The organism is Streptomyces sp. NPDC012794 (assembly GCF_042901085.1).
Taxonomy (GTDB): Bacteria; Actinomycetota; Actinomycetes; order Streptomycetales; family Streptomycetaceae; genus Streptomyces.
This window is the reverse complement of record NZ_JBIBCI010000014.1, coordinates 76,152-89,190: the sequence shown is the minus strand read 5'-3', so window position 1 is coordinate 89,190 and position 13,039 is coordinate 76,152. Positions and strand designations below refer to the sequence as shown.

Here is a 13,039-nt window from a genome sequence, read left to right as displayed (position 1 = left end):
CACCGACACCGGCACCGACTCGGGTAGGAGCGCGGACAGACCTGAGGGAGACTCCGCAATGGCCCCCGACGACACGTCCGCGGAGTTCCACGACTTCTTCGAGCGGCACCACGCCGAGCTGGCCCGCCTCGCCTACCTGCTCACCGGTGAGGCGGACACCGCCGACGACCTGGCCGCCGACGCCTTCGTCGCGCTCTGGCACCACTGGGACCGCGTGCGGCGCGCCGACCATCCGGTGGCGTACGCCCGCGGTGTGGTCACCAACATGGCCCGGGCCCGCATCCGCGCCCTCACCCGCGAGCGGCGCCGCGTCCACCTCTTCTGGTCGGCCCTTCCCGGTCGCGCGCAGCACCCCGACGTGGACGCGGTGATGGACGTGCGCCGCGCGCTGGCGCGCCTGCCGTTCCGCAAGCGCGCCTGCGTCGTGCTGCGCCACGCGCTGGACCTGTCGGAGAAGGACACCGCCCTCGCGCTCGGGACGTCCGTCGGTACGGTGAAGAGCCAGACCTCCAAGGCCATGGCCGAACTGCAGCGCCTCCTCGGCGCGCAGGCCGCCGTGGAACTGACCGGAACGAGGAACTGATGGAGGACCTGAAGCGCCGGCTCCGGGACGCGGCGGCGGCCCACACGCCCGACCGGGACGGGATGCTGGAGCGGGTCCGGCTCGGCGCGTCCCGCGCCGTGCCCGACCGGCGTGCGGACCGGCCCCTGTCCTGGCCCCGCGTCACCCTCGCCACCCTCGCCTCCACGGCAGCGCTCGTGGTGGGCGGGTACACGCTCGTCCCCGCCTTCCACACGGAGGGCTCCGGCCGGGCAGCGACCACGACCCCCGCGGCGCCGGCGCCCCCGGCCACGCCGTCCACCCCTCCCCCGCCGTCCGCGCCACCGGGTACCCAGGACGGGCCGCTGCGCTCCGACGGCGCCGTCGACCCGCAGCCCAATCCCTACTGGTCCCAGAGCACCGTCACCCTCCACACCGGTGCGCCCCTGGCGGCGCTGACGCTGGAGGTCCGCGTCGCCCAGACGGCAGGCGTGGCGGCCACCGGCGCCTGGCGGACCCTGCCCGAGGGCGACTTCACGCTGACCACCACCGACGAGGGCGGCGCCCTCCTCTACCGGTGGACCCTCAAGCCGGGCCGGACCGTCCCCGCGGGGCAGCACGTCTTCGCCGTCCAGTACAACCATGCCCCGGGTGCGCGGCCCCTGGCCGGCGACTCCTACGCGGCGACGGCCGCCTCGGCGACGGGACAGCGGCACACCGTCACCGGCACCTTCCGCCCGGCGGCGGGCGCGACGGGCTGACGGGTCCCGGGGCCGGGAGCCACGCGGTGGCGTCGCTCCCGGCCCCTTCCTCCTCCTGTTACGGGGTCCAGCCGCCCAGCCAGTCCGAGACCTCCTGGGATGCGGCCTGGGCATCGCTCAGGTGCGGCCGGTCGGTGCTCTTGGGGCCGGCCCCCGGGCCGACGTTCATGTACTCGGCGAAGCGGTCGTCCTTCCAGGAGAAGCCGCCCATGTCGGTCCAGGGCGCGCGCTTGATCGCGGCGCTGAGGGTGGAGTTGCGGAAGGTGGCCTGCGGGTCGACGGTGCCGTCGCCGCCCGGGTGCCAGTTCCGGCCGAGATGGAAGGAGGACGCGGCCACGTCACCGTTGACGGTGGAGCGGTTGACGAGGATGCCCTTGCGGCCCGCCGGGGTGCTCGGGGCGGTGATGTACCCGGCCGAGGTGCCGTTCCAGCGCTTCTTGAGGGTGATGACCGACTGGTCGATCACCGCGGTGGCGCGGCCGAAGATGAAGTCGACGTTGCCGACGATGTAGGAGTTGGTGACGTAGACGCGGCCGGGCTTGTCCTTGGCCGCGGTCTCCAGCTCCAGGGTGTCCTGGTCGCCGGTGACGATGATCGCGTCCAGCACGATCCTGTCCGCGGCCGTGAGCAGGGCGACCGCCTGGTGGCCGTCCACGGACTGGTTCGCGGCCTCGTCGAAGTCGTTGGAGACGGTGAGGTTGCGGAGCTGGGAGTCGTCCGACCGGATGGCGACCGTGGCGCTGCCCGGAGTGCCGTACGTACCCGAACCGTCGGGCTTGCGCAGGCCGGCCGCGTTGCCGTACACGATCACCGTGTCCTTGCGGCTCGGGCCCGAACCCTGGATGGTGACGTGCGGCTTGTCCGCCGGCACGTTGACCGTCTCGCGGTACGTGCCCGGCTTGACCGAGATGACCACGCGGGAGGCGTTGCCGGCGGGTACGGCGTCCACCGCGGCCTGGACCGTCCTGTACCGGCCGCTGCCGTCCTGGGCGACGGTGAGCGTCCTGGTGGCCGCGGCGGCGGTCGCGGCTGCCGCCCCCAGGGAACTCCTCGGCCCAGCCCCGGACTTCACCAGCGCGGGGACCTTGTCGGCGGCGTCCAGGGTGTAGCGGTAGTACGCCTTGGGGTCGAAGGGGGCGCCGCCGCCGCTCTCGTTGCGTCCGCTCGTGCCGGAGAAGACGTTGCCGCGCTGGACGAGGGCGGCGGTGGAGTCCCTGATCACCGGGTTGGCCATACCCTGGAAGTAGGAGTTCTCCAGCAGCATCCGCGTCCTGCCGCGCGCGTAGTTGCCGTAGGCGGACTTGACGGCGGTGCCCGGGGTGTCCTCCATGAAGTTGTTGTAGAGGTGTGCGTGGGCGGCGTTGTCGGTGGACGGGTTGCGCTGCTCCGTCTCGCGGATCCAGTTGTGATGGACCGTGATGTCGGTGACGACGTTGTCGGTCCACCCGATGCCGAAAGCCTTGTTGGCGTTGCTCAGCCTGTTCCAGGACACCGTCACGTACGTGCTGTCCTCGCGGACGTCGATCAGTCCGTCGGCGGTGTGCCGCAGGTCGTTGTGGTCGATCCACACGTGGTGGGCGCCGTCCATCTGGATGGCGTCGAAATCGTGCTCCTTGTCGTTCCACACGCCCTGGTAGGAGTCCCTGATCGTCAGGTTCCGGATGATCACGTTGTGGACGCCGTGGCCGAGGAAGAAGCCTCCGCCGACGATGTGCCCGAGGGTGCCGGAGCCGATGATCGTCTTGTGCGAAGCGACCTTGATCTCCTTGCCGACGGGAGCCATGTCGATCGTGCCGGCCACGACGATGACGTAGGGCTCGGGGGCCGTGGCGTACTTCTCGAGGTCGGCGAGTGACGTGACGGTGACGGTCCTGCCCTCCCGGCCGCCGTACGTGCCGTTCTGTCCGAGCGCGTCGACCGAGGCGAATCCGTCGGCGGCGGCAGTCGCCCAGGCGGAGGGTTCCGCGGCCGCGGCCTTGTCACCCAGCCCGAACGCGGACCCGTAGGCCACCACGCCGGATACGGCGAGGGTCAGCGGCACCCCGATGGCCAGGACCCTTCGCGGTCTGCGATGGCGGGTCGTGCGGCGGATCGAACTCATGGGCGGTTCCGTTCCGTGAAAAGGGGAGTGATCGATGCGGGGTTGCCGCCGAGGCCCGAAGGGTTGCCGCCGCCTCGCAAAAAATCAAACACTCAATCGGATGTTCGACGTCGCGTCGGGCCCGGCCCGGGGTAGGCACCCGGTACCGGGGTGCGGTCCGGCCATCCCGGCTGCGACGGGGCCGCACTCCGGCCGCCCGCCCGGCGAGGCGCTCGGGCGGTGCACCGCGTCAGGGCCGGACGGCGGCCGGCCGCGGCCGGCGCAGCACGACGCCCACGGCGAGCAACGGCAGGCAGGTGCCCGCCGCCGCGTACACGTACGCGTACGGGGCCTCGTGCCGGACGTTCATCAGGACGCCGACCAGCGGCAAGCGGGCGATCTTCGCCCAGAGACGGAGCGCCTGGGCGGCGCCCCTCGGCCTGTACGGAGGGCTGGTCCGCGCCGTGCTCGTGCGGGTAGGCGCTGGAGGCCCCGGCACCGGATACGGACCGGCGGACCGCCCGGCGCGGTCGCGGTCAGCCGACGCGCGCGGCCGCGAGGGTTCTCCGGAGCCGGCGGATCGCGTCTTCGGCTTCCGTGTACTCGTGGAGGGTCGGCTGGACGGCGCCGAAGGTGGGACCCTCTCCGGCGGGCAGGGCCCGCCAGTGCAGGATGGGCGTGAGCGCGGTAGCGGCTGCGCCGAGGAACCAGGCCAGGGGGCCGTGGACGTGCGCGAGGGCGATGGCCACAGCGGCGAGCGCTTCCCGCAGGTGTTCCAGTCGCTCGACCTCGGGCAAGCCTTGCCGGGACTGCGGAGTGCCGACGGCGGCGTCGAGGTCGGCGGCGGCCTTCGCGGCGACGCTGCGGTCGGCGGGCGACAGCTCCCACACCTGATCGCGAATCTGCCGCTCGGCTTCCTCAACCAGACCCTCGATGACCTTCCCCATGCCCATACCCGCATCCTATGCATGCCGCGGCCCTCAGCAGCAGAGCGCGGACAGACCGCATTGGTCCAGCCGCGCTGATCGCCGTCGCGCTCGACCCCAGTCGGCTCACCAGCCCGCGCGTACGCACACCCCTAGGACCCCCCACGTCGGCCACCGCCGGACGCCGGCTCCCCGACCTCTTCGTCCTTCCGCCCCGGACTGCGACCGTGTCGTACTTGCGGAGCTCCGTGGTGCCGACGTACGTGACCGTGAAGCTCCGCACGTTCCTCTCGAAGCAGCCGTCCGAGGGCCCGTCCGGCGTGAGGGACCGATGGCCGTCGTGTGCGTACGTGCCTCCCAACAGCATCTGGGGCGCGACGAGTTCGTGCGTGACAGCGGGGAAGGACGCGTCGGAGTACTCATATCCCCCGTAGCCCGCACCGCCGAGCACGATGACGGCTCTGGCGGCGTACGGCTTCGTGCGCTCCCTCTTCCTCGGCTCGGGCGCGGTCCCGGCCCGCCGGTCCGGGGACGGGCGCCGCGTAGGAGAACGACCTGCCGGACCTGTGGCCCGCACAGCCGCTGCACCGGGCCCGCTACGGGGACGTACGCCGCCGCAAGATCACCCCCACAGTCGCGGTGTGCCTGGAACACCGGGGCACCACGACAGCGAACGCCTGCTGGCCGCCGAGGCGGAGCTGATCGAGGGGTGCCGAGGCCGCGCCTGGACCCGCGAGCAGATGCGCCTGGCCCTGCGAAGCCTCCAGGAAGCCGACCCGCCGCCGGCCCTTACCGCGACGCCCGTCTGCCGACCCCGTGACCAGTCGGCTTGGCTAACGGAGGCGCAGGCCTCCCGGAAGTTCCTCTTCGATGATCTCGACCAGCCAGTCGAAGACGGTCGGGCCGCGGCCGGCGCGGGCTTCCGCCAGTCTGGCGGCCATGCCCGCCTTGTTCGTGGGATGACAGCGGGCGAGCGACATTTCGAGCTGGCGAGCGGTCTCGGGGTGTCCGAGATGCTGGCGGGAGGCTTCGTGATCACGCCAATCGATCACGAAGTCGCCGTCGTCCGGTGTGCCGAAGCCGCCGCGGAGGCAGTCAGCGAACGCATCGAGGTTCCGGCCGAAATAGCCGCCGCAGCCGATGCTCTCGCCGGCGACTCGCCAGAGGTCCTCCAGGGTCCTGACCTGGCTGCCGTCCAACGCATATCTCACTGTCACAGCGACGAGACCATGTCCGGCAGCACCTCGCACAGGTTCGCCGGAACGTGTGCGCTTCAGCTCGGCGTCCAAACGCCCGGACCGGTGGGCCGCCTGGAGCCGGGCGATGCAGTTGCCGGCGATGTCGCAGAGGACCGAGTACCCTGCGTGCGCGGTCTTCACGCCCGAGGCCGATGGCCAGGTGGGTCTTGCCGATGCCGGGGGGGGCCGAGCAGGATCACTCTCTCCGCCCTGGCGACGAACGTGCCCGTCGCAGGCGTCACCGCGGTGTCATGAACCGGGAGAAGCCGAGCCCCATCACCAGAACCGGCGGCACCCGCTCCTGCCCCGGTGCGACCGGCACCTTCGGCTCGGGGAACCACGGGTCGCACTGGGCGATCCGGCGACCACCGGTGCCGGCATCGTGGGCCACTCGTACAGCAGGACCCGGATCTACCGCCGCCGGATGGAGTGATCACGGTCTGAACGGCCCTGGTGGGGGAAGCTGCTGTCCATGAGGCTTCTGGCATCCCTGCGGGCGGGCGAGAACGCGCTGACCAAGCGCATGGCGTCCTGGGATTCGGTCTGGGCGCGCGGCGTGCTGCCGCCGGTCGAGGACGCGGCCGAGCACACCAAGCTGTGGTGGGCCGCCGCCGCTCTCATGGCCGCCGGAGGCGGATGGAGGGGTCGCAGAGCCGCAGTGGCGGGCGTGGCCGGGATGGCGGTGGCGCAGGTGCTCTCCAATGGAGTCGCGAAGCAACTCGTCGAGCGGCGCCGCCCGCCGAAGGAATGGTTCCCGCACGAGGACGTCGAGGACCGCCCGGACAGCTCCTCCTTCCCCTCCGGGCACACCGCCGCGGCGGTCGCGTTCACTGCCGCCGTCGCTCCGAGCTGGCCGTGGGCGGGCGCCGCGTGCGCCGTACCCATGGTCTTGGTGTCGATCGAGCGGGTCCACAGCGGCGCGCACTACCCCTCCGACGTCGTGGCCGGCGCCGTCGTCGGACTGGCGGCGGCCGCCGTGGTGCGGGCCGCGCCGCGCCTGCTGCTGCGCCGCCTCGGCTGAAGCGTCGGCCGCCGGCGCGGGTGCCCGGCCGGCTACCGGGTAGGCGCACCTGACGGCAGTAGAACAACCGGGACCGAAACGGGACAGCTGAGCGGCACGGGGCCTCGACCGCGACGCGGATGGGCGGCGACCGTGCGGGCCGTCGAGGATATCCGTTGCGGGCAGCACCAGGAAGGCAAGGTGAAGTCTCATGAAGGACGCTGATCGGCACGCCCACGACTCCGGCGACTCCGTGGGTGCGCTGGTGACCCGCGCGTCCCAGCAGCTGTCCGAGCTGGTGCGCGAGGAGATGCGGCTGGCGCGGGCGGAGATGACGGAGAAGGGCAAGCGGTTCGGGATCGGCGGCGGCCTCTTCGGCGGGGCCGGCCTGGTCGGCTTCCTCGCCGCGCAAGCCCTGACGGGCGCCGCGATCGCCGCCATGGCGCTGCTGCTCCCGGTGTGGGCCGCAGCCCTGGTCGTCGCCGCCGTGCTGGCAGCGGTCGCCGCCGTCATGGCGGTGGCCGGGAAGAAGCAGATCGCGAAGGCCGGCCCGCCCGCGCCCGAGCAGACCATCGACAGCCTCAAGGCCGACGTGGCCGAGATCAAGGAGCACGCACACCGATGACCACTCCATCCCCCGGCGAAGAGTCCGCACCCACGTCCGAGGAGCTGCGCGAGCAGGTCGAGCACGCCCGGGAGGAACTCGGTCAGACCATCGAGGCGCTGGCCCACAGAGCCGACATGAAGGCCAGGGCCCAGGAGCGGGCCGCCACCGCGAAGGCGCAGGCAGCCGAGAAGGCCGCGCATGTAAGCGGCCAGATCCACGTGAAGGCGGAGCGGGCCAAGCAGCTGCTGAAGGACAAGACCCCTGACCCTGTCCTCGGCAAAGCCGCCCACGCCGCAGCGCAGGTGCGCGAGAGTGCGTCCCGTGCCGGACACCTGGCTGCGGACAAGACTCCCGAGCCGGTACGGGAGAAGGCCGGCCGGCTGGCGGCCACGGCGCGGGCGAAGCGCACCCCGCTGCTCGCCGCCGTCGCCGTCCTGGCCGCCTTCCTGCTCGCCCGGCGCGGCCGGAGGCGTCGATGAAGGCACCCTGGGAAGACGCGCCCGGCGCTGGTCCGGCGCTGGTCGTCAACGGGATCGCCCAGGAGCTCCGAACCCTGCCAACTCCGGGGGCTCCACGGCGGTCTGGTCGCGCAGACGTCGCATCGCCTCTGCCTCTGCCGCCCGCCTGGCCAATACCCCGGCGCTGTTGACCGCTTCCCGCTCGACGCACGCACCCTCCAAGAGCAGCGCCCACTGGGCTGCCGAGCCCTCGCCGATCGGTCAAGAACCCCGACGGATGTCCCCGCCCGCTACGGCTTGCCGGGCGGTCCGGGCTTCGCCGGGGCTGGGCGGGGTTCTCGGGCCAGGGCGCCGGGCCACCAGCTGCGCGGGCCGATGTCGATCACCAGTGCCGGAACCAGGAGGGACCGTACGACCAGGGTGTCGAGGAGGACGCCGAAGGCGACGATGAAGGCGGGAAGACGAAGCCGTACAGGGGGACGGAGGCGTCCGTGCCGCTGAAGCCGAGCAGGTGCTCGAAGACGAGTGCGGAAACGCCCAGGGTGGCCAGGAAGTTCAGGGCCACGGTGGCCACGAGCAGCAGCGGGACCAGGAGGGAACGCAGGAGGAGGACGAGGATGAGCAGGATGATGCCGAAGACGACGGGGAGGATGAGCGTGTGGTCGCGGGCCGCGGTCTGTTCGGTGTCGTACTTCTGGGCGGTGCGCCGAGGCGCGGCGCAGCCGCGCCGCCGGCCCGGCGCTCCAGCCGCTCCCGGGCCTGGCCACAGCTCCCCCAACCGGGGGCGCTTCTCCCGGTTGGGGAGCTGTGGCCAGGCCGGCCACCCGGTGGCCGGAGAAGGGGTACTGCGGCTGCGGGCGGCGACCCGGCGCTGCGACGACGCCTGTTCCTGCTGACTCTCGCCCGCACGCTGCCGGCCGGGGTATGGCTGTGGCGCACCCTGGTGCTCGGAACCCTGAACATCGGCGCGTTCAACTTCTTGGCCGGCCAGGCAGCAAGGGCCCGGGCTGCCGAAGGGAACAGCTGCGGGCACTGCCCCTGCGACAACCTCGAGCTGCACACTGGCCGACCGCGGGGGCTCCAGCGGTCGGCGTCCTGATTCCGGAGGAGCGAAGCCGCCACCCACCGACGAGCAGCCGCTGCCTCCCCGCTCACGGCCTCGCTCTTTACGTGCCCGTGCCCGCGCGGTTACCTGGAGTGCAGGGGTACGAGCACACGGGGGGCGGGCATGGCGGGCCGGCAGGGGGGTTGGGCACGCGGGCTCTGGCGGACCGCGGTGGCGGTGGCCGTGCCGCCGCTGACCGCGGGCCTGGCGTTCGGGGTCGCCTGGGCCTCGGCGTACGGGTCGCTGAACGGCTGGTGGTTCTTCCTGGGCGGGCTGCTCCTCCCGCTGGTCCTGCTCGGCTGGCACGCCGTCGTCGCCGCGCGGCGCCGGGCCTCGCTGATCTCCCTGTCCGCCGTCCCTGCCGGTTTCGGTGCGTTGCTTGCGCTCGTCTCCGTGGGACACCTCACGCTGGAGGACCGGGGCGTCGAGATCAGCTGCGTCGTGCTGAAGGTCACCGAGCGCACCGAGACGGACTCCTCCATGGATTCCCAGGGCCACTGGACCACCACGACCCGGACCTCGTACGGCCACCGCCTGGACTGCCCCGCAGGCGGCCCGGAGCACCTGAGCGCCCCCGTACGGCTCGCGGAGGAGGGCGCGTTGCTGGCGGTGGTGCACGACCCGCAGGGCAAGGTCTCCCCTCGGGCCGCCGGGCACGTCCAAGGCCGGGGCATGCGCACCGTAGCCGGGGTGCTGGTCGGTGCGGCGGTGCTGCTGGGGCTGGCCGGCGGAATCCGGGAGGCGTACGAGAAGCGGCGGCCGCGGCCGCGGCGGCCCACCAGGCGGTCTACAAGGCGCTGAAGCCGTGGCGATTGCTGCGTCCTGCCCGCCGGCGGTCAAAGGAGGGGAGGGCTCCGCCCGTCTGCCGAGGGGCGCGGATGCGGACCGTGGGTCGTGGCAGGTCCGGCCGCTCTTCCGCGCACGCGTTCCGGTATGTGGAGCGATTCCGACCGGTCGGCTACAGGGGGGGTATCGTCGTCCGGTCACGGGCGGCAATGGGACGTCTGTTCAACCCCAGGGGAACCGATATGGCTGATCTGAACTCGCTGCGAGCAAGCCTTGCGTCAGGTGAGCATGAGTTCGCCGACACCTTGGCCTTCATCGCCGCGCATTACGAGTACCAGCCGCAGGCGTTCCGCAACGGGGAGCTGGAAAATGCCGCGGGTACGAACGAGGGCTCCTGCAAGACGCTCGGACTTGCCCTGCTGGAAGGGCTGACCGACGAAGAGGCGCTGCTGGCATTCGGCGAGCACTACCGCAGTGTGCTGGCGACGCCGAACGACACCGATCACGGCAACATCCGCAACCTCATGGCCCATGGCCTGAAAGGGGTGAGCTTCGCCGGGCAGCCGTTGGCCCGCAAGAGCTGAGCAGCCCCGTCGACGCGGGCGGGGAGGACGTCCGCCGGGCGCAGCCCCTACGGGCCGGACCGACGCGCGCTTCGCTGTGACGCCCCCACCGGCCGGGTCGAGAGGCCGCGGATCCTCGCGGGGTTCTTCGCTCGCGCCCGGATGCGCCCCGTCGGGGCAGGATCCCCCTCTCCGCGATCGGATCCTGCCCCCGGGGAACCGCTTATTCGGGGAAGGAGTAGTAGAGCGCGCTGCTGTAGAAGGACCCGAAGTGTTCCTCCCAGTCGGCGCGGACCGAGGCGAGCCAGTCGTCGTTCTCGCCGGCGATCGCCGCCTCGGCCTGGGCGACGGCAGCGGGAATCTCGGCCGAGACGAGACGCTGCACCCCCTCCACCGGATCCTCGTCCGTGATGGAGATCATCTCGCCGGTCTCCAGGATGAAGTACCCCGCCCGTTGCCTTTCCAGGTGTCCGGTGGTCTTTTCCACGCACGTGGCGAACTCGTCGTCGCCCTTGAGCCCTTGCCCGACCGCGTGCAGGAGGTCGCGGAGCAGGGCGGCGCCCCTGTCGTAGTCCGCGGCGATGCCGATCCGGGGGCTCCAGATCATGGAGGGGACGATGGTCGTGCCGTATCCGGCCATGAGCTTGTGGGCGAGCGGGATGCCCCAGTTGTGCTCGGATATGCACCGGATCGGCTTGGGGATGTCGTCCCCGGTCGGCATTGAGTCGGCAGAGTAGAGATATGAACGGTTTGCCATGGCGGCGACCCTAACACCGTGGTCTGACATCCCTGTTCCGTCGGCGACGCCGTACGGTCGGCCCGGGCGCGCCCCTGAATCCTTTCGCCCGCAGGGGCCTTGGGCGCAGCCTGGGTATGGGCGAGCTGGATGCGGTCACCTACGGCACCTCGTCCGCGGTCGGCGCAGCAGCCGGAGCCGAGCGAGCCGCTCCTGGAGGAGAACGCCTTCCCGCTCCGCCCGGGCAAGCAGGGCCTGCGTTGCCGTCCGCTGCTCGGCGTCCGGCACCGCGCCCGGCCGGGCGATCCGGTCCTGAAGGTCACCGACCAGCCCCATCAGCAGCAGCACCAGCTGCTGTTGCGCGTACAAGGGGCGGAGGTCGCGGGCCGCGCTCTGACGGTGCTTGCGGCCGGGACGGGAAGCCGCGTTGCTACGGGGCGGGAGGGACGGGTTCGCGCGGGGCCCGGGGGTGGCATTCGGGGCGGGTGCCGTCTTCTTCCGCGCGCGGCCAGTGCCGTCCTTCCAGGGCCTCCGCGCTCCGGTTGAGCCGGACCAGCACGTCCTCCAGCTCCTGTATCTCCTGGGGGGACCAGCCTGCGACCACCCGGGCCAGGCAGGACCGGTTGACCTCGCGGTCCGCGGCGAGCCGGCGACCGCCTTCGGCGGTGATGCGCAGCTTGCGAGCCATGCCGCCGTCCGGGTCCGCGACGCGCTCGGCCAGTCCGCAGCGCAGCAGTGCGGCCGTCTGGCGGTTCACGGTCGAGGTGTCGAGGCCGAAGGCCTCCGACAGCTGTCCGATGGACATCGGGCCCTGGGTGTCGATCCTGCTGAGCAGCAGGTACGCGGACCGCTCCAGGCGTTCGGGGTCGCGGTCGCGCCGGGCCAGCACCTGGTGCCGTGAGAGCAGCATCAGCTCCCGCTCCAGTTTCTCCAGCACCGCGCCTCACGCTCCTTCCGGCGCTTCATTATCCCGGACGCGGGGACCCCCAGACCCATGACCCCGCCCACCTCAATATGCATGATACATAGCATGTGTACTATGCACTCCAGGTTGTCACCCCGACGAGCCACAGTCTCAACCCGGAGGACCCGCATGACCGTCACCACGTCCACCGCCTCCCGCGCGGCCGAGATCCTGTCCCGGCCGGTCACGCTTAACGGTCTGACCGTCCCCAACCGCATCGCGATGGCGCCGATGACGCGGATGTTCTCGCCCGGCGGCGTACCCGGCGAGGACGTGCGGGCGTACTACGCCAGCCGTGCCGCCGCGGGCGTGGGCCTGGTGATCACCGAGGGAACGTACGTCGGTCACGAGTCCGCCGGACAGAGCGACCGGGTGCCGCGGTTCCACGGCGAGGAGCAGCTGGCGGCGTGGGGGGAGGTCGCCGCGGCCGTGCACGCGGCCGGCGGCACGATCGTGCCCCAGCTGTGGCACATAGGCATGGTGCGCAACCAGGGCGACGCGCCGTACGCCGACGCGCCCGCCGTCGGCCCGTCCGGCATCCGCGTGGACGGCACCGAGGGGACCGGCAAGGCGATGACCCTCGCCGACCTCGACGACGTGATCGGCGCGTTCGCCGAGGCCGCCGCGGAGGCCGTGCGGATCGGCTTCGACGGCGTGGAACTGCACGGCGCCCACGGCTACCTGCTCGACCAGTTCCTGTGGGAGCGGACCAACCGCCGCACCGACGCGTACGGCGGCGACGCGGTCGCCCGTACGAAGTTCGCCGCGGAGATCGTGGCGGCGGTCCGCGAGCGCGTCCCGGCCGACTTCCCGGTGATCTTCCGCTACTCGCAGTGGAAGCAGGAGGCCTACGACGCACGGCTCGCGCAGACCCCGGAGGAGCTGGAGGCGATCCTGGCCCCGCTGGCGGCGGCCGGAGTCGACGTCTTCCACGCCTCCACCCGGCGCTACTGGCTCCCGGAATTCGAGGGCTCGGACCTGAACCTGGCGGGCTGGACCAAGAAGCTCACCGGCCGGCCGGCCATCACCGTCGGCTCGGTCGGTCTCGACGGGGACTTCATCCGCGCCTTCACGGGCGAGGGCGCGGCGCTCGGCGACATCGACAACCTCCTGGACCGCATGGAGCGCGACGAGTTCGACATGGTCGCCGTCGGCCGGGCGCTGCTCCAGGACCCGCAGTGGGCGGCGAAGGTCCTCGGCAACCGCTTCGACGAGCTGAAGCCGTACGACGCGGCGGCGCTCAAGTCGCTCAGCCGGTAGGCGATCGCCGGTAG

General features: G+C 72.0%; 15 protein-coding genes and 1 pseudogene. 8 read left to right on the top strand and 8 right to left on the bottom strand.

Annotation, left to right across the window (positions count from 1 at the left end):
• Positions 1-58: 58 nt before the first annotated feature.
• Together ACFY7H_RS24485 and ACFY7H_RS24480 are read left to right on the top strand one after the other, a co-directional pair.
• On the top strand, positions 59-583 hold the full coding sequence (locus ACFY7H_RS24485) for a SigE family RNA polymerase sigma factor (protein WP_388941525.1): 525 nt from the start codon (positions 59-61) through the stop codon (positions 581-583).
• Positions 583-1,302 carry a hypothetical protein gene (locus ACFY7H_RS24480; protein WP_388941522.1) on the top strand — a complete coding sequence of 240 codons (720 nt, stop codon included), beginning with the start codon at positions 583-585 and terminating at the stop codon, positions 1,300-1,302. The genes ACFY7H_RS24485 and ACFY7H_RS24480 overlap by 1 nt, the downstream gene beginning before the upstream one ends.
• Before the next feature lie 58 nt (positions 1,303-1,360).
• On the opposite strand, the gene ACFY7H_RS24475 is transcribed toward ACFY7H_RS24480, so the two are convergent.
• From ACFY7H_RS24475 to ACFY7H_RS24460, 4 genes are all read right to left on the bottom strand, one after another.
• Entirely contained in the window at positions 1,361-3,403 is a 2,043-nt protein-coding gene (locus ACFY7H_RS24475; protein WP_388941519.1) for a pectinesterase family protein, read from the bottom strand.
• A 229-nt stretch (positions 3,404-3,632) separates the two neighbouring features.
• Positions 3,633-3,773 (bottom strand): hypothetical protein, encoded by a 141-nt coding sequence (locus ACFY7H_RS24470; protein ID WP_388941517.1) that lies wholly within the window; start codon positions 3,771-3,773, stop codon positions 3,633-3,635.
• Between the two features lie 145 nt (positions 3,774-3,918).
• Positions 3,919-4,335, bottom strand: coding sequence for a hypothetical protein (locus ACFY7H_RS24465; protein WP_388941515.1), 417 nt, complete (start codon positions 4,333-4,335; stop codon positions 3,919-3,921).
• An 806-nt stretch (positions 4,336-5,141) separates the two neighbouring features.
• Positions 5,142-5,525 carry a barstar family protein gene (locus ACFY7H_RS24460; RefSeq protein ID WP_388941778.1) on the bottom strand — a complete coding sequence of 128 codons (384 nt, stop codon included), beginning with the start codon at positions 5,523-5,525 and terminating at the stop codon, positions 5,142-5,144.
• Positions 5,526-6,018: 493 nt separating this feature from the next.
• Here ACFY7H_RS24460 and ACFY7H_RS24455 point away from each other — a divergent pair, with 493 nt between their 5' ends.
• From ACFY7H_RS24455 to ACFY7H_RS24445, 3 genes are all read left to right on the top strand, one after another.
• The gene (locus ACFY7H_RS24455; protein ID WP_388941512.1) at positions 6,019-6,567 is read left to right on the top strand and encodes a phosphatase PAP2 family protein; all 549 of its coding nucleotides are present in this window, start codon (positions 6,019-6,021) and stop codon (positions 6,565-6,567) included.
• 190 nt (positions 6,568-6,757) lie between these two features.
• On the top strand, positions 6,758-7,171 hold the full coding sequence (locus tag ACFY7H_RS24450) for a phage holin family protein (RefSeq protein ID WP_388941509.1): 414 nt from the start codon (positions 6,758-6,760) through the stop codon (positions 7,169-7,171).
• Positions 7,168-7,632: a DUF3618 domain-containing protein gene (locus tag ACFY7H_RS24445; protein WP_388941504.1), complete on the top strand. Its 465-nt coding sequence runs from the start codon at positions 7,168-7,170 to the stop codon at positions 7,630-7,632. Before ACFY7H_RS24450 ends, ACFY7H_RS24445 begins: the two co-directional genes overlap by 4 nt.
• 269 nt (positions 7,633-7,901) lie before the next feature.
• On the opposite strand, the pseudogene ACFY7H_RS24440 reads toward ACFY7H_RS24445, so the two are convergent.
• Positions 7,902-8,314 (bottom strand): annotated as a pseudogene (locus ACFY7H_RS24440) (MMPL family transporter); the annotation flags it as partial.
• Positions 8,315-8,839: 525 nt separating this feature from the next.
• On the opposite strand from ACFY7H_RS24440, the gene ACFY7H_RS24435 reads away from it, so the two are divergent.
• Together ACFY7H_RS24435 and ACFY7H_RS24430 are read left to right on the top strand one after the other, a co-directional pair.
• Positions 8,840-9,517 carry a hypothetical protein gene (locus ACFY7H_RS24435; protein ID WP_388941501.1) on the top strand — a complete coding sequence of 226 codons (678 nt, stop codon included), beginning with the start codon at positions 8,840-8,842 and terminating at the stop codon, positions 9,515-9,517.
• A 227-nt stretch (positions 9,518-9,744) separates the two neighbouring features.
• Complete coding sequence (locus tag ACFY7H_RS24430; protein ID WP_388941498.1) at positions 9,745-10,086, top strand: HopJ type III effector protein; 342 nt, start codon at positions 9,745-9,747, stop codon at positions 10,084-10,086.
• Positions 10,087-10,288: 202 nt separating this feature from the next.
• Here ACFY7H_RS24430 and ACFY7H_RS24425 read toward each other — a convergent pair whose 3' ends face one another.
• From ACFY7H_RS24425 to ACFY7H_RS24415, 3 genes are all read right to left on the bottom strand, one after another.
• Positions 10,289-10,786, bottom strand: coding sequence for a hypothetical protein (locus ACFY7H_RS24425; protein ID WP_388941496.1), 498 nt, complete (start codon positions 10,784-10,786; stop codon positions 10,289-10,291).
• A 171-nt stretch (positions 10,787-10,957) separates the two neighbouring features.
• Positions 10,958-11,170 carry a hypothetical protein gene (locus ACFY7H_RS24420; protein WP_388941493.1) on the bottom strand — a complete coding sequence of 71 codons (213 nt, stop codon included), beginning with the start codon at positions 11,168-11,170 and terminating at the stop codon, positions 10,958-10,960.
• 61 nt (positions 11,171-11,231) lie between these two features.
• Positions 11,232-11,711 (bottom strand): MarR family winged helix-turn-helix transcriptional regulator, encoded by a 480-nt coding sequence (locus tag ACFY7H_RS24415; protein WP_388941775.1) that lies wholly within the window; start codon positions 11,709-11,711, stop codon positions 11,232-11,234.
• A 183-nt stretch (positions 11,712-11,894) separates the two neighbouring features.
• On the opposite strand from ACFY7H_RS24415, the gene ACFY7H_RS24410 reads away from it, so the two are divergent.
• Positions 11,895-13,025 (top strand): NADH:flavin oxidoreductase, encoded by a 1,131-nt coding sequence (locus ACFY7H_RS24410; RefSeq protein WP_388941490.1) that lies wholly within the window; start codon positions 11,895-11,897, stop codon positions 13,023-13,025.
• Positions 13,026-13,039 lie beyond the last annotated feature (14 nt).